This window comes from Pikeienuella sp., from assembly GCF_046290545.1.
GTDB lineage: Bacteria > Pseudomonadota > Alphaproteobacteria > Rhodobacterales > Rhodobacteraceae > Pikeienuella.
The window spans coordinates 55194-68956 of the sequence record NZ_JBKAGV010000005.1; the positions used below are offsets into that span (position 1 = coordinate 55194).

Consider the following 13763-nt stretch of genomic DNA (forward strand, 5'->3'; position numbering starts at 1 on the left):
CAACGCGCCCATGATCGCCGCTCTCTATCGCACGCCTGTCGCGCTCCTCACCCTCACCGCGGTCATGTGGGCGATGAACGCCATCATCGGCCAGCTCGCGCGGGGGGAGATCACGCCCTATGCGCTCGTCCTCGGTCGCTGGGCGATGGTCGCCGTCGTGATGTGGGCGCTTTTCGGGCATGAGGTGCGCGCCGCCTGGCCGGCGCTCCGGGCGCGGTTCGGCTGGCTTGTCCTCGCCGCCATATGCGGTTTCACGGGGTTCAACACGCTTTTCTATATCGCCTCGACGCAGACGACGGGGATCAACATCGGCATCATCCAGGGTTCGATGCCCGTTTTCGTGCTCATCGGCGCCTTCGTCGCGTTCGGGGACAGGGTGGGGCGCGGGCAGCTCCTTGGAGTCGCGGTCACGCTCGTCGGCGTCGTGCTCGTCGCCGCGGGCGGGAGCCTGGAGCGGCTCCTTGCGCTCGCCTTCAACCGCGGCGACATCATCATGCTCGGCGCCTGCCTTCTCTATGCGGGCTACGCCGTCGCGCTCCGCAACCGGCCGAATGCGCCGGGGCGCGCGCTCTTCACCTTCTTCGCCGTCGTCTCCGCCATCTCCGCGATCCCCCTCGCGGCCTGGGAGGCGGCGCAGCCGGGCTATCCCTGGCCGACGGCGAAGGGATGGGCGCTGACGGCCATCGTCGCCATCTTCCCCTCCTGTCTCGCGCAGCTCTTCTTCCTGCGGGGGGTGGACCTGATCGGGCCCGGGCGCGCCGGGGTCTACATCAACCTCGTCCCGGTCTTCGCCGCGATCCTCGCGATCCTGATCCTCGGGGAGCGGTTCTACGCCTATCACGCGGCGGCGCTCGTCCTCGTCATCGGCGGCATCTGGCTGGCGCAGCGTCAGCGCGGCTGACGGACCCGCCGGGTTTCCCGGTGGAAGGTGTAGACGCCGGAAAGGACGATGAGCGCCGCGCCCGCCAGCGTCACTGGCCCCGGCCGGTCCCCGAAGACGAAGACGCCGATGAGCAGCGCCCAGATCAGGATCGTATAGCGGAACGGGGAGACAAAGCCGATATCCCCCACACGCATCGTCATCACGCTGAACAGATAGCCGACGAAGACGAAGACTGCGGCGGCCCCGAGCCGCAGCGTCTCCGAACCCGATAGCGGCTCCCACCCCTCCCAGAACGTGACGACTGCGCCCGTGACCGTGATCGCCGATGCGGTCATCAGCGTGATGAGCATCGAGGGCGTCTCGGGCGAGAGCCGGCGCGTGATCAAGTCCCTGAGGCAGACGAAGAACATGGACGCGACTGCCCAGAGAAGCGCCGGCTGGAAGCCGTCCGCGCCCGGCTTCACGATCAGGAGGACGCCAACGAAGCCTACGATGACGGCGGACCATCGGCGCCAGCCGACCGGCTCGCCGAGGAACGTCGCGCCGACGAGCGTGATGACCAGCGGCGAAGCGAGGAGAATCGCCGTCACTGTGGCGATGGGCGCTGCGAAGAGCGCGGTCAGGAAGCAGACCGTCGCCCCGATCTCCGCCGCGGCCCTGAGCGCGGCGAGCTTCCGGTCCCGCACGGGCAGGGCGGAGAGCCGCGCCTCCCCGCGCGCAAGGGCGAAAGCGCCGATCAGCAGCGTCGCGAAGAGCCCGCGCACGAGCACCGCCTGAAACACCGGAACCTCGCCGGAGAGCGACTTCATCAGCGCGTCGTTGACGACGAAGGTCGCCATCGCGACCACCATGAAGGCGGCGCCCCGGGCGTTCTCTGCGCTGGTGGCGGGTAGGGCGGGCATCGCGCGAGCTATGCGGAAAGGCGCCGCCGCTTCAAGCGGATTCCCCCTCGCCATCGGCCCGGCGCTCGGCCATCATCGGGCCATGAACCCGCCCGACCTCGCCCGCATGAGCGCGGACCTCGCCGCGCTCGTCGCCATCCCCTCCGTCAATCCCTATGACACGCCGCCCGGGCCGGGGGAGGGGGAAGGCGAGGTCGCCGCCTTTGTCCTCGGCGCCATGGCCGAAATCGGGCTGGAGACAGGGCGGAGCGAGGCGGCGCCCGGCCGCCCGAATGTCTGGGGCCGCCTGAAGGGAACGGGCGGCGGCCCGGCGCTCATGCTCGCCGGCCATATGGACACGGTCGGCGTCGAGGGCTGTAAAGCGCCCTTCGCCGCGGAAATACGCGCCGGGCGCCTCCACGGCCGCGGCGCGGTGGACATGAAGGGCGCCCTCGCCGCGATGCTGGAGACGGCGCGGCTCCTGAAGGCCGAGCCCGTCGCCGGCGACCTCCTCCTCATGTTCGTGGCGGACGAGGAGCATCTGATGATCGGCTCCGCCCATGCCGGCCGCGCCGGGCCGCACGCCGATTTCGTCGTCGTAGGGGAGCCGACCGGCCTTGCCGTCGCCACCGCGCACAAGGGCCAGTCCGTCTTCCCCTTCGAGGTGCGCGGGGTCTCCGCCCATTCCTCGCGCGCCGAACTGGGGGAGAACGCGATCCTCGCCGCCGCGCGGCTGGCGCTGGCCGTGGAGGCGCATGACGCCGCCCTCCGCGCCCGCCCGCCTCATCCGCTGCTTGGCCATGCGCGGGCGACGCCGGTTCTGGTGGCGGGCGGGGAGAGCCATTCGGCCGTCCCCGCCCATGTTCGCCTGCAGGTGGACCGGCGGACCCTGCCGGGCGAGGCGCCGGAGGCGCTTCGCGCCGAGATGGCGGCGCTCGCCGAGACCGCCGGCGTGAGGGCGGATGTCGGCGAGCCCTCGCCCGTCTCCGCCGCGCTTGAGCTTTCGCCCGGCCACCCGCTCGCCCGCGCCGCGCTGGCGGCGGCGGCGGAGATCGGCGCGCCCGCCGCGCCGGTCGCGTTTCCGGGCGGGACGGACGCGCCCAACTTTCTCCGCCCTGCGCTTGTCTGCGGGCCGGGTAACCTCTCGGAGGCGCATGCCGCCGACGAGTGGATCGAACTTGAACAACTGACCGGAGCGGCCCGCCTCTGGCGCGGGATCGCACGGCGCCTTTCGGGAGAAACGACATGACGGACAGGGCGAGCGCCATCGCGGCGGAGATCAAGCGGAGCCATGATGCGGGGGAGCGCTATCGCAACCTCGAAGGGGCGCTGGAGCCCGCGAGCCTCGAAGAGGCCTATGCGGCGCAATTCCGCCTGCATGAACTTCACGCGCATAACGGGCGCGGCCCGCTCGGCGGCCGGAAGATCGCCCTCGCCTCGAAGGTCCTGCAGGAGCTTTGCGGCGTGAACGCGCCCATCGCGGGCGGAATCTTCGCGCAAGAGATCTGGCCGAGCGGCGCGGAGATCAGGGTGGCGGATTTCAACGGCCCCGGCCTCGAATTCGAACTCGCCGCGAAGCTCGCGGCGGACATCACGCCCGGCGAGGGCCCGTTCGACCGGCAGAGCATCCGCGCGAAGGTCGAGAGCGTGCATCCCGCCTTCGAGATCATCATCGACCGGGGGGCGGACTATTCGAACCTCAGGGCGCTCACCATGGCGGCGGACAACGCCTGGTGCGGCGGCGTCGTCCTCGGCCCCTCCATCCCCGGCTGGCGCGACATGGACATCGACGCGCTGCCCGCCGTGATGCATTGGAACGATGAGCCGCCCGTAGAGGCCAAGGCCGGGGACTCGGATCCGTTCGGCTCCCTCGCCTGGGTCGCCAATGTCCTCACCGGGGCGGGCCAGTCCCTGAAGGCCGGGGAGATCGTCATCACCGGCTCCGTCATCAAGACACGCGCGCCGAAGCCGGGGGACCATGTGCGCCACCGGATCGGCGAGTGGGAGGTGGACCTGCGGGCGATCTGAGGGGCGGCGGCCAGAGCGTGATCCGAAGGGGTCGGCGGAGAAGGGCGCCCGCGCCGACCCCCCAACGCAACTCGGATCACAGCACGCAACAGGTCACACGACCATTAACGCGCGGCGCGACGGCTTATTCCGCCTCAGGGCCGGATCGTCCCGTCTCCCTCCACGAGATACTTGAAGCTCGTCAACTCGGCCGCGCCCACGGGCCCTCGGGCGTGCATCTTGCCCGTCGCAATCCCGATTTCGGCTCCCATGCCGAACTCGCCTCCATCGGCGAACTGGGTCGAGGCGTTGCGGATCAGGATCGCGCTGTCGAGCCGCTGGAAGAACCGCGCCGCCGCGTCGTCGTCCTCCGTCAGGATGCAGTCGGTATGCTGCGAGCCGTAGCGGCGGATATGCGCGATGGCGCCGTCCACCCCGTCCACGACCTCGGCGGCGATGATGCAGTCGAGAAACTCGCGCCCGAAATCCTCGGGCGCCGCCGGCTTCACGCCCTGCAGATGGGCCAGCGCCGCGCCGGCGCGCACCTCCACCCCGGCTTCGACGAGGGCTGCGACGGCGCGGGCGCCAAGGTTCATCGCCGCGCGGTCGATCAGCAGGCATTCGGCGGCGCCGCAGATGCCCGTCCGCCGCGTCTTGGCGTTGAGGATCACCTTCAGCGCCTTCTCCGGGTCCGCCGCCTTGTCGAGATAGACATGGCAGATCCCCTCGAGATGGGCGAAGACCGGCACCCGCGCCTCGCTCTGGACGAGGCCGACGAGGCCCTTGCCGCCCCGCGGCACGATCACGTCGATCCATTCCGACGCCGCCAGCATGGCGGAAACGAAGGCCCGGTCCCGCGTCGGGGCGATCTGAACGGCGTCCTCCGGCAGCCCCGCCGCCCGCAGCCCTTCGACGAGGCAGGCGTGAATCGCCGCCGTCGAATGGAAGCTCTCCGAGCCGCCGCGGAGGATCGCCGCATTGCCCGACTTGAGGCAGAGCCCGCCGGCGTCCGCCGTCACGTTCGGGCGGCTTTCGTAGATCACGCCGACGACGCCGAGCGGCGTCCGCACCCGGCGGATTCGAAGCCCGTTCGGGCGCGTCCAGTCCGCGATGACCTCGCCCACCGGGTCTGCCTGCGCGGCGACGGCGCGGAGCCCCTCCGCCATTGCGGCGATGCGGGGCGGGGTGAGCTCCAGCCGGTCCAGCATCGCGGGCGAGAGGCCCTTCTCCCGACCGAACGCCATGTCCTTCGCGTTCGCCGCCGCGATCTCCCCGGCCTGGGCCTCGATGGCTGCGGCGGCGGCTTCGAGCGCGGCGCGCTTTGCATCCGGCGCGGCGAAGGCGAGGTCGGCGGCGGCGGCCTTCGCCCGCGCGCCGATTTCCGCCATCAGGGCCGAGGCCTCACCCGCATGTCCGTCCATCGCCGCCTCCCTCAGTCCCAGAGCACCATGTCGTCCCGATGCGCCATGGCGGCGCGGCCCGGATGGCCGAGCGCGGCCTCGATCCGGTCCGACCTCAGCCCGGCGATGAGCCGCGCCTCCTGCGCTCCGTATCCCGCGAGCGCGACGCCGAGCGCCGCGCCGCCCTCCGCCGCGATCAGCACCGGGTCGCCCCGCCCGAAATCGCCCTCCACGCCCCGAACCCCTGCGGGGAGGAGCGAGGAGCCGCGGCGGAGCGCCGCCGCCGCGCCCGCATCGACGATCAGCCTGCCCTCGGGCGGCATCGCCGCGATCCACTGCTTGCGCGCCGCTTGCGGGCTCGCCGCCGGGGCGAACCAGGTGGCCCGCGCGCCCTCCATCAGTGCAGAGAGCGGGCGCGGCCGGTCCCCCAGCGCGATGGCCATGCCGCAGCCGGATTTCATCGCTGTCTTGGCGGCGAGGAGCTTCGTCTTCATCCCCCCCTTCGCGCCCGCCGTCCCGGCCCCGCCGCCTTTCGCCTCGATCTCCGGCGTCAGTTCGGTCACAAGCGGGATATGCGGCGCGGAGGGGTCGCTGCGCGGATCGGCCTGATAGAGCCCGTCCACGTCGGAAAGCAGCACCAGCGCGTCCGCCCCGGTCATGGAGGCGATCTGCGCGGCGAGGCGGTCATTGTCCCCGAACCGGATCTCGTCCGTCGCCACCGTGTCGTTCTCGTTCACGATGGGGACGACGCCAAGGTCGAGCAGCATCCGCAAGGTCGCGCGGCCGTTGAGATAGCGCCGCCGGTCCCGGCTGTCGTCCAGCGTCAGGAGCACCTGACCCGCCTTCAGCCCGTGCGGCTCCAGCGCCGCCTCATAGGCGCGGGCGAGGCGGATCTGTCCCACTGCCGCGGCGGCCTGGCTCTGCTCAAGCGCCAGCGGCCCCGGCGCGAGGCCGAGCGCGCGGCGCCCGAGCGCGATGGAGCCCGAGGAGACGAGCACAACCTCCGCGCCCCGGTCCCGGAGGAGCGCGACATCCGCCGCGAGCCCGGCGAGCCAGTCCGTTCGCAGCGCGCCCGTCGCCGCGTCCACGAGGAGCGCGGAGCCGATCTTCACGACGACGCGCCGCGCCGCCGCGAGCCGCTCGCCCGCCGCTGGCCGCGCCTCTGTCAGGGCCGCCACGCGCCGCCCTCCTCCTCTTCCGCCTCCGCCTTCTTCTCGGCGCCGCGGGCCTTCTCGATCTCAGTCCGAAGCGCGCGGAGCGCGCCGGGCACGCCCTCGCCGCTCGCGCCGGAAAGGAGCCGCACGTTTCTCGCCCCGGCCTCCTCCAGCGCCGTGCGGGCGGCGGCGACCATCTCCTCGTCCAGCGCGTCTATCTTGTTCAGCGCGGTGATCCGCGGCTTCTCCGCAAGCCCGGCGCCATAGGCTTCGAGCTCGTCGAGGATGGTGAGGTAATCGCCCGCGACATCCTCCGAGGTTCCGTCGATCAGGTGCAGCAGCACCGCGCAGCGCTCGACATGGCCGAGGAACTGGTCCCCGAGCCCGCGCCCCTCATGCGCGCCCTCGATCAGGCCCGGAATATCCGCCAGCACGAATTCCCGCCCGTCCACGCCGACGACGCCGAGCTGCGGCGCGAGCGTGGTGAACGGGTAATCCGCGATCTTCGGCTTGGCGTTGGTCGTGGCGGCGAGGAAGGTGGACTTGCCGGCGTTCGGCAGGCCGACGAGCCCGGCGTCGGCGATCAGCTTGAGCCGGAGCCAGACCGTCCGCTCTACCGCCTCCTGGCCCGGATTGGCGTTGCGCGGCGCCTGGTTCGTCGCCGTCTTGAAGCGGAGATTGCCCCAGCCGCCATTGCCGCCGCGGGCGAGGACGACGCGCTGGCCCGGCTCGGTGAGGTCGGCGATCAGCGTCTCGCCGTCCTCCTCCAGAATTTCGGTGCCGACCGGCGCCTTCAGGATCACGTCCGCGCCGTTCGCGCCGGTCTTCTGCCGACCGGCGCCGGCGCGGCCGTTCCCGGCCTTGAAATGCTGCTGGTAGCGGAAGTCGATCAGCGTGTTGAGCCCGTCCGTCGCCACGACGACGACATCGCCCCCGTCGCCGCCGTCGCCGCCGTCGGGCCCGCCATATTCGACGAACTTCTCCCGCCGGAAGCTCACTGCGCCGTTTCCCCCGGCGCCGGAGCGGACATAGACCTTCGCAAGGTCGAGGAACTTCATTGCTCGAGCTCCAGCCTGAAGAGCCGGTGCGGCGTCATCGCACCACGCCCGACGGAAAAGAAATCCCCCCGCCCGGACTCCGCGAAACCCGCATGGAGGAGCACATGCGCCGAAGCCTCGTTCTCCGCCACGACGCGCGCGTCGAGCCGGACGAGGCCGGCGGCGCGCGCCGCCGCGACGACGCCGAGCGCCGCCTCCGTCGCATAGCCCGTGTTCCAGAACGGCGGGCCAACCCAGTAACCGAGACGCGCGGCCTCGTCCTGCCGCTTCAGGCTGATGACGCCGATGAACTCGGGCCCGTCGATCTTCTCCGCGTCCATGACCCAGACGCGCTCGGTCACGAGATCGGCCAGAACCCGCTCGATGAACGCCTCCGCCGCCCCGGGCGGATAGGGATGGGGCACGTGCTCCAGCATTTCGGCCACCCGCCGGTCCCCGGCATAGAGCGACATCGGCCCGGCGTCGGAGGCGCGCGGGCTTCGAAGCGTCAGGCGCTCCGTCTCGATCCGGTCGGGCAGGCGGCTGGGCATGGCGCGCATCCGAAAACGAAAAAGGGGCCGGTCAGGCGCCGGCCCCTTCGGGAAGTCCGCTCTCGCGGCCGGCGTTACTCGGCGGCCTCGGCCGGCGGAACGATGGAGACGAAGGTCCGGCCCTTCATACCCTTGTGGAACTTCACCGCGCCCTCGCTGGTCGCGAAGATCGTATGGTCCTTGCCCATGCCGACATTCGCGCCCGGCCACCACTGGGTGCCGCGCTGGCGGATGATGATGTTGCCGGGGATCACGGCCTCGCCGCCGAACTTCTTCACGCCGAGCCGCCGGCCCGCGCTGTCGCGGCCGTTGCGGGAGGAGCCGCCTGCCTTCTTGTGCGCCATGTCTCTCTCTCCTTACGCGCCGGGGTGGATCGCGACGATCTTCACCAGCGTCAGATCCTGCCTGTGGCCGCGACGCCGCTTCGAGCTGTGCTTCCGCCGCCGCTTCTTGAAGCTGATCGTCTTCGGCCCGCGGGTCTGCTCGACGACCGTCGCCTCGACGGCGGCGCCGGCGACCCGCGGGGCGCCGACGGTCACGCCGTCCTCGCCGCCGAGCATCAGCACCTCCTCGAAGCGGATCGTCTCGCCGGCCTCGGCCGCGAGCTTCTCCACCGTGAACACGTCGTCGGCGGCGACCTTGTATTGCTTGCCGCCCGTCTTGATGACCGCGAACATCTCGCGCATTCCTTCTCTCTCATCGCGCCCTGCGGCGGCGGTCTCCCGCGCTTTCGGGCCGTTCGGGCCCGCCTCGGGCGGCGCGCCCCTTCGCGGGGGCGTCATCACCGTTTCCCCCGGCGGCGCGTCGCGCCCCGGAAGAGCGCGCCTTATCCATGATCGGGCATCGCGCGTCAAGCGCGCGCCGCCTTGCTTTCCGCCCCGATCGGAGTCATTAACCCGCGCCTCGGGCGCATCCGCGCCGCGATCATCGGAGACGGCATGGCCAAGGAAGAAACCCTCGAATTCCCCGGCGTCGTGACCGAGCTTCTGCCCAACGCGACATTCCGGGTGGAACTCGAGAACGGCCATGAAATCATCGCCCACACCGCCGGCAAGATGCGCAAGAACCGCATCCGCGTCCTCGCCGGTGACAAGGTCCAGGTCGAGATGACGCCCTACGACCTTACCAAGGGCCGCATCACCTACCGCTTCAAGTAAGGCGCGATGCGCCTTGTCCTCGGCTCCTCCAGCCCGCGGCGGCGGGAGCTTCTGGCGCAGATCGGCGTGACGCCGGACAGAGTCGCCGCGCCCGAGATCGACGAGACGCCCCGGAAGGGGGAGGCGCCGCGCCCCTATTGCCTGCGCATGGCGCGGGAGAAGGCTGCGGCGATCGCCATCGCGCCGGGCGAGATCGTCCTTTCAGCCGACACTACGGTCGCCGCCGGAAGGCGCATCCTCGGCAAGCCCGCGGACGAGACGGAGGCGGAAGGCTTCCTGCGCCTCCTCTCTGGCCGCCGCCACCGTGTCGTCACCGCCGTCGCGCTCCGCCGCGAAGACCGCGCCTGGGCGCGGGATGTCGTCACCGCCGTGCGCTTCAAGCGCCTGTCGGACGAGGAGATCGCGGCCTATCTCCGCTCCGGCGAATGGCGCGGCAAGGCGGGGGGCTACGCCATCCACGGCCTCGCCGGGCCCCTCATCCCCTGGATTTCAGGCTCCTTCACCGGCGTCGTCGGCCTGCCGCTGGCGGAGACGGCGAATCTCCTCCGCGCGGCGGGCTATCCCGTCGCGCTCGACGGGCCCGCGAAATGAGGGGCGGGCGGATCATCGCCGTCGAGGGCGGAATCGCCGCGCTTGTCTCCGAAGGGCGGCTCGACGATCTCCTGATCGATGGGCCGGAAGGGGAGGGGCCGCGCGCGGAGGAGATCCACCGCGTCCGCATCCGCCGCGCGCTGCCGCGGCAGGGCGGCGCCGTGGCGAAGATGGCGGGCGGCGCCGAGGGCTTCCTCCGCGAGGCGCCGGAGGCGGAGGAGGGCGCGCTCGTCCTCGCCGAGGTCACGGGCTGGGCCGAGCCGGGCAAGGCCGTCCCCCTCTCCGGCCGGCGGCTCCATCGCGGGCGGCTCGCCATCCTCACGCCGCTCGCGCAGGGCGTGAACGTCGCCCGCGGGCTGAAGAACCGGGAGGAGCGTGCGCGGCTCGAGGAGGCGGGGCGCGCCGCACTCGCCGATGCGCCCTATGGCCTCATCCTCCGCACCGCCGCGGAAGGCGCGGGCGAGGCGGAGATCGCTGAGGAGGTCGCCCGCCTCCTCGCGCGGGAGGCGGAGGCGAGCGCCGGCGGCCCGCCCGGCCTCGCCGCCGCCGCCCCCTCCGCCGCCGAGCGCGCGAAGCGGGACTGGGCGGCGGACGAGGTCGACGACGGGCCCGGCGTCTTTGACCGGCTCGGGATCTGGGAGGCGCTCGCCGCGCTCCGCCGCCCCCGCGCCGATCTCGGCCGCGGCGCGTGGATGGCTGTGGAGCCGACGGCGGCCTTCGTCGCGGTGGACGTGAACACCGGCGCGGACGTGAGCGCGGACGCGGCCGCCCGCGCGAATCTCGCCGCCGCCGCGGACCTTCCGCGCCAGCTCCGGCTCCGCGGGCTCGGCGGCGTCATCATCGTCGATTTCGCGCCGATGCGGAAGGCGGACCGGAAGGCGGTCGAATCCGCGCTCTCCCGCGCCCTCGCGGCCGACCCGGTGCAGACCGTCCTCGCCGGCTGGACCCCGCTCGGCCATCTCGAACTCCAGCGCAAGCGGGAGCGGCGGCCGACCGCGCCGCTCATCCCCGATGTCTGAGACGCCCCCGAACCGCTCCCGCTGCCCGATCTGCGGCCAGCCGACGGAGCCGCGCTGGCGCCCTTTCTGCTCGAAGCGCTGCGCCGATGTCGATCTCGGCCGGTGGATGACGGGCGCCTACGCCGTCCCCGTCGAAGAGGACAAGGAGGAGGAATAGGGCCCGCGCCTGCCTTCCGGGCCTACGCCACGGGTCGGCGGATTCGACCGATAACCATGGTTATCGGCCTCGGGGATTTGATTTATAATGATTTTTTCCGTGATCGATTGTTTCAGGCGCGAAAACGGGCCTGTTTTCGCGCGCCCCGGCCTGAACGGCGCGCAGCGGAAAGCGCGCTCCGATGCGGCAGGGAGCCAGCCGCCCGACCGAACCGGCTCAGAGCGGCTCGTGCGCGATCTCCACGGAGATCACCGCCGGGTCCGGCGCGTCCTCCATCAGCGCGCCGAACGCCGTCTCCGCGTCCACGCCCTCCGGCGCTGAGAGCCGGAGGCGGAGCCGCCCCGGCCTGTCGAGCCCGGTCAGCCGCTCGGTCAGCGCCGCGAGCAGCATCCCGCGCGGGCTCCCCGGCGAGAAGGGCCCCATCGCGCCGAGCGCGCCTTCGAGCTCCGCCAGCGTCTCGGCGACCATCTCGCCCGGGTCCCGCCCCATCTCCGCCGCAGCCCGCGCCAGCGAGGCGCCGATGAAGCCCATGTCGTCGATCCGGAGCTCCACCGCCTCGCCCTGCGCCAGCTCCGCGAGCGTCTCCGGGTCCATCGCACCTGCCCCCTCGGGCCAGAGCAGCCGCGCCGAGAGGCCGAGGCCGAACTGCCCCTCGAAAACGAGCCCGAGGCTGAAGTCGCGCCGCGTCTCGTCCCCGCCCGGCGGCAGCAGGCTCACGGAGACGGAGAGCGGCGGCGGCGTCTCGAAAAGCGGCAGCGACGGCCCGCCCCCCTCCGCCGCGGCGGCGAGCGCGGCGTAGTCGATCCCCTCGACAGTCAGCGCGAACCGCTCCGGCCCCCCGCCCGCGGAAAGCCCCGCAAGGTCGAGATCGGAAACCGCGATGCGGGCGATGGAGACCGGCGCGTCCACGCCGGTCGGATCCGACAGCGTGACGCCGTGGAGGATGAAACCCTCCGGCCCCGTCTCCTCCATCCGCTCATAGGTCAGGAATGTCGAGAAATCCGGCGATTCCTCCAGGATTGCGAGCGCCGCCGCCGCGCTCGGCACGTCGCGTCCCGCGAACGGGTTCGGCTCCGGCGCGCCCGTTCCGTCCATTGCCCCGTCGATCGGCGCCGGCGTGACGGTCAGCACGGCCTCCGCCCCCTCGCCGCCGCCGAACGCGCCGACCCACACGAAATAGTCCCCCGTCTCCGCTATCTCCAATCCGACAGCCGGGTTCGTCCCGTCGTGATCGTCGTTGCAGAGGAGCACGCCGGAGGGCGTAATGACGAGCAGGGTCGCATCCGCCCCGTCCGAGCGCGCCGCGAGCGTCATCGGCCCCGGTTCCCAGACGCTCACGACGAGGTCCGGCCGGGAGGGTTCGATCGCGCCGCTGCACTCGGGGTCAAAGTCGCTGGCGAAGACGCGCGCGGCGATCGTGAGCGCCACCTCGGTCGGCGCGGCGGGATCGCGCCCGACATAACCCCAGGCCGGCGCCGCATCCGTCGCCAGCGACTCCGCGGGGAGCGGAATCGCGGCGCCCTCGGGGATCGTCTCGCCGAAGACGAGCCGCGCCGGCTGTCCCTCGCCGCCCGGATAGACCCCGGCCCAGACGGCGTAGGCCCCGGCCTCCGCCGGCTCGATCACGACAAAAGGGTTGTAGCCGACCTGATCGTCCCCGCAATGCAGCGCGCCGTCCGGCCCGATGATCATCAGCGTCGAATCCGCCATGTCCGATTCCGCGCCGAGGACGAGGCGGGGCAGGGGCTCCGACAGCGTCAGCCGCGCATCGGGCCGCGTCTGGTCGATCAGCCCCGCGCAGCCCGGCCCCGCCTCCTCCGCCGGCACGAGCCCGCGAAGCGCGACCGCCATGGTGATCTCCCCGCCCGGCGCCAGCGTCGCCTCGCCCGAAACAGGCGGCGCGAACGGGTCCGGCGGCAGGTCGGAAAGGAGCGGCGGCAGCAGCGCCGGGTCCACCGCCACGCCGAGGATGCGCACCGTCTCCCGCAGGTCGGGCTCGTAGCCGGTCGCGAGGATGCGCCCCGTCACGGAGGCCCCTGGCTCCGCCGCCAGCGGCCAGAGGCGATACTCCCCCGGCGCGCCGCCCCTCCGGTCGAGCCGGACGAGGCCGTAGGCGTCCACCGTCTCGCAGGCGACAATGCCGTCAGGCCGCTCCATCAGCGCCGCGCCCGCGCCGCCGACGCGGAGAAAGAGGTCGCCCGGTGAGGAGAGCGTGACCGCCAGCGCAGGCTCCGCCGCGGCGAAGCCCGGGCAGCCGCGCACGAGCGCCCCGGCCGGCTCCGCGCCCGTCGCCGCATAGTCGAGATCGAAGGCTTCATAGCCCCCGCCCTCGATCGTGACCCGCTCTTCCGCGACGGCGGGCGCATGAAGGGCGAGCAGGGCTGCAGCGAAAGCGGGAAGGCGGGCGACTCCGGACATGGTCTCGCATCCTCGGGGGCATGGGCTGACGATCTCGCGTCCCCGGACCCTCTCACGCCCGGCCCCCTCCTGCGAGGGAAATCCGCGCCGCGCCGGCGCGAGGAATGAGGAAACGCACGGCCATAATGGCTCTGGACAGCCCCGCGCCCCTGACATAGAACGCCCGAAATTCGCGGCGGCCTCCCCGCCGCGCGGTCGCCCGGGTAGCTCAGTTGGTAGAGCAGCGGATTGAAAATCCGCGTGTCGGTGGTTCAAATCCGCCCCCGGGCACCAAATCACCCCTGAAATGCGATGAGAACAACGGCTGACGGGGCAAACCTGCCCCGCCGGGTCTTCGCATGGGCAGGAATGGGCCTCCCCTGGTGAGCCCTTCCTGTCGCGGCGCGGAAAATTCGTGTCCCTGGCGGCATCCGGGGCGTCTAGGGTTTCGATGCCTCGCAGGCATGAGGCGGTGTCGGGCGCCCGGCCCGGTGGCGGCTGCGATACGCCTCTCAGCGGCGCTCTCGAG

14 protein-coding genes, 1 tRNA gene and 1 pseudogene are annotated in these 13763 nt (G+C 72.1%); 8 read left to right on the forward strand and 8 right to left on the reverse strand.

Going from position 1 to position 13763, the window contains the following annotated elements; translation table 11 throughout:
• Positions 1 to 10 precede the first annotated feature (10 nt).
• Complete coding sequence (locus ACE37J_RS02920) at positions 11 to 901, forward strand: DMT family transporter (RefSeq protein WP_409706764.1); 891 nt, start codon at positions 11 to 13, stop codon at positions 899 to 901.
• Here the strand turns inward: ACE37J_RS02920 and ACE37J_RS02925 are convergent.
• Positions 889 to 1785: a DMT family transporter gene (locus ACE37J_RS02925; RefSeq protein WP_409706767.1), complete on the reverse strand. Its 897-nt coding sequence runs from the start codon at positions 1783 to 1785 to the stop codon at positions 889 to 891. The genes ACE37J_RS02920 and ACE37J_RS02925 overlap by 13 nt on opposite strands.
• Positions 1786 to 1867: 82 nt before the next feature.
• Here ACE37J_RS02925 and ACE37J_RS02930 point away from each other — a divergent pair, with 82 nt between their 5' ends.
• Both ACE37J_RS02930 and ACE37J_RS02935 read left to right on the forward strand, forming a co-directional pair.
• Entirely contained in the window at positions 1868 to 3013 is a 1146-nt protein-coding gene (locus tag ACE37J_RS02930) for a M20 family metallopeptidase (protein WP_409706770.1), read from the forward strand.
• The gene (locus ACE37J_RS02935; RefSeq protein ID WP_409706773.1) at positions 3010 to 3792 is read left to right on the forward strand and encodes a 2-keto-4-pentenoate hydratase; all 783 of its coding nucleotides are present in this window, start codon (positions 3010 to 3012) and stop codon (positions 3790 to 3792) included. Before ACE37J_RS02930 ends, ACE37J_RS02935 begins: the two co-directional genes overlap by 4 nt.
• A 134-nt stretch (positions 3793 to 3926) precedes the next feature.
• Here ACE37J_RS02935 and ACE37J_RS02940 read toward each other — a convergent pair whose 3' ends face one another.
• From ACE37J_RS02940 to rplU, 6 genes and pseudogenes are all read right to left on the reverse strand, one after another.
• On the reverse strand, positions 3927 to 5192 hold the full coding sequence (locus ACE37J_RS02940) for a glutamate-5-semialdehyde dehydrogenase (protein WP_409706776.1): 1266 nt from the start codon (positions 5190 to 5192) through the stop codon (positions 3927 to 3929).
• An 11-nt stretch (positions 5193 to 5203) separates the two neighbouring features.
• Complete coding sequence (gene proB / locus ACE37J_RS02945) at positions 5204 to 6349, reverse strand: glutamate 5-kinase (RefSeq protein WP_409706779.1); 1146 nt, start codon at positions 6347 to 6349, stop codon at positions 5204 to 5206.
• Positions 6337 to 7383 carry a GTPase ObgE gene (gene obgE, locus ACE37J_RS02950; protein ID WP_409706782.1) on the reverse strand — a complete coding sequence of 349 codons (1047 nt, stop codon included), beginning with the start codon at positions 7381 to 7383 and terminating at the stop codon, positions 6337 to 6339. Before obgE ends, proB begins: the two co-directional genes overlap by 13 nt.
• Positions 7380 to 7913: a GNAT family N-acetyltransferase gene (locus tag ACE37J_RS02955; RefSeq protein ID WP_409706784.1), complete on the reverse strand. Its 534-nt coding sequence runs from the start codon at positions 7911 to 7913 to the stop codon at positions 7380 to 7382. Before ACE37J_RS02955 ends, obgE begins: the two co-directional genes overlap by 4 nt.
• A 74-nt stretch (positions 7914 to 7987) precedes the next feature.
• Complete coding sequence (gene rpmA, locus ACE37J_RS02960) at positions 7988 to 8257, reverse strand: 50S ribosomal protein L27 (protein ID WP_409706787.1); 270 nt, start codon at positions 8255 to 8257, stop codon at positions 7988 to 7990.
• A gap of 27 nt (positions 8258 to 8284) precedes the next feature.
• Positions 8285 to 8590: pseudogene (gene rplU, locus ACE37J_RS02965) on the reverse strand (50S ribosomal protein L21); the annotation flags it as partial.
• 261 nt (positions 8591 to 8851) lie between these two features.
• Between rplU and infA the strand changes: the two are divergent.
• From infA to ACE37J_RS02985, 4 genes are read left to right on the forward strand one after another with little or no spacing between them, the layout of a single operon-like run.
• Positions 8852 to 9070 carry a translation initiation factor IF-1 gene (gene infA / locus ACE37J_RS02970; RefSeq protein ID WP_165101907.1) on the forward strand — a complete coding sequence of 73 codons (219 nt, stop codon included), beginning with the start codon at positions 8852 to 8854 and terminating at the stop codon, positions 9068 to 9070.
• A 6-nt stretch (positions 9071 to 9076) separates the two neighbouring features.
• A complete protein-coding gene (locus ACE37J_RS02975) occupies positions 9077 to 9661 on the forward strand; it encodes a Maf family protein (protein WP_409706791.1) in 585 nt (194 codons plus the stop codon).
• Positions 9658 to 10680, forward strand: a complete 1023-nt coding sequence (locus ACE37J_RS02980; protein ID WP_409706794.1) for a ribonuclease E/G — start codon at positions 9658 to 9660, stop codon at positions 10678 to 10680. The genes ACE37J_RS02975 and ACE37J_RS02980 overlap by 4 nt, the downstream gene beginning before the upstream one ends.
• On the forward strand, positions 10673 to 10837 hold the full coding sequence (locus ACE37J_RS02985; RefSeq protein ID WP_409706797.1) for a DNA gyrase inhibitor YacG: 165 nt from the start codon (positions 10673 to 10675) through the stop codon (positions 10835 to 10837). The genes ACE37J_RS02980 and ACE37J_RS02985 overlap by 8 nt, the downstream gene beginning before the upstream one ends.
• A gap of 216 nt (positions 10838 to 11053) precedes the next feature.
• On the opposite strand, the gene ACE37J_RS02990 is transcribed toward ACE37J_RS02985, so the two are convergent.
• Positions 11054 to 13255, reverse strand: a complete 2202-nt coding sequence (locus ACE37J_RS02990; RefSeq protein WP_409706800.1) for a hypothetical protein — start codon at positions 13253 to 13255, stop codon at positions 11054 to 11056.
• Positions 13256 to 13452: 197 nt separating this feature from the next.
• Here ACE37J_RS02990 and ACE37J_RS02995 point away from each other — a divergent pair.
• Positions 13453 to 13528, forward strand: a tRNA-Phe gene (locus ACE37J_RS02995).
• Positions 13529 to 13763: the final 235 nt, after the last annotated feature.

Excerpts from the sequence above, each read along its gene's own strand:
- ACE37J_RS02925 (WP_409706767.1), bottom strand. The coding sequence starts at position 1,785 with ATGCCCGCCCTACCCGCCACCAGCGCAGAGAACGCCCGGGGCGCCGCC.
- rpmA (WP_409706787.1), bottom strand. The coding sequence starts at position 8,257 with ATGGCGCACAAGAAGGCAGGCGGCTCCTCCCGCAACGGCCGCGACAGC.
- ACE37J_RS02920 (WP_409706764.1), top strand. The coding sequence starts at position 11 with ATGATCGCCGCTCTCTATCGCACGCCTGTCGCGCTCCTCACCCTCACC.
- ACE37J_RS02980 (WP_409706794.1), top strand. The coding sequence starts at position 9,658 with ATGAGGGGCGGGCGGATCATCGCCGTCGAGGGCGGAATCGCCGCGCTT.
- ACE37J_RS02955 (WP_409706784.1), bottom strand. The coding sequence starts at position 7,913 with ATGCCCAGCCGCCTGCCCGACCGGATCGAGACGGAGCGCCTGACGCTT.
- ACE37J_RS02990 (WP_409706800.1), bottom strand. The coding sequence starts at position 13,255 with ATGTCCGGAGTCGCCCGCCTTCCCGCTTTCGCTGCAGCCCTGCTCGCC.
- ACE37J_RS02975 (WP_409706791.1), top strand. The coding sequence starts at position 9,077 with ATGCGCCTTGTCCTCGGCTCCTCCAGCCCGCGGCGGCGGGAGCTTCTG.
- ACE37J_RS02930 (WP_409706770.1), top strand. The coding sequence starts at position 1,868 with ATGAACCCGCCCGACCTCGCCCGCATGAGCGCGGACCTCGCCGCGCTC.
- ACE37J_RS02935 (WP_409706773.1), top strand. The coding sequence starts at position 3,010 with ATGACGGACAGGGCGAGCGCCATCGCGGCGGAGATCAAGCGGAGCCAT.
- obgE (WP_409706782.1), bottom strand. The coding sequence starts at position 7,383 with ATGAAGTTCCTCGACCTTGCGAAGGTCTATGTCCGCTCCGGCGCCGGG.
- ACE37J_RS02985 (WP_409706797.1), top strand. The coding sequence starts at position 10,673 with ATGTCTGAGACGCCCCCGAACCGCTCCCGCTGCCCGATCTGCGGCCAG.
- infA (WP_165101907.1), top strand. The coding sequence starts at position 8,852 with ATGGCCAAGGAAGAAACCCTCGAATTCCCCGGCGTCGTGACCGAGCTT.
- ACE37J_RS02940 (WP_409706776.1), bottom strand. The coding sequence starts at position 5,192 with ATGGACGGACATGCGGGTGAGGCCTCGGCCCTGATGGCGGAAATCGGC.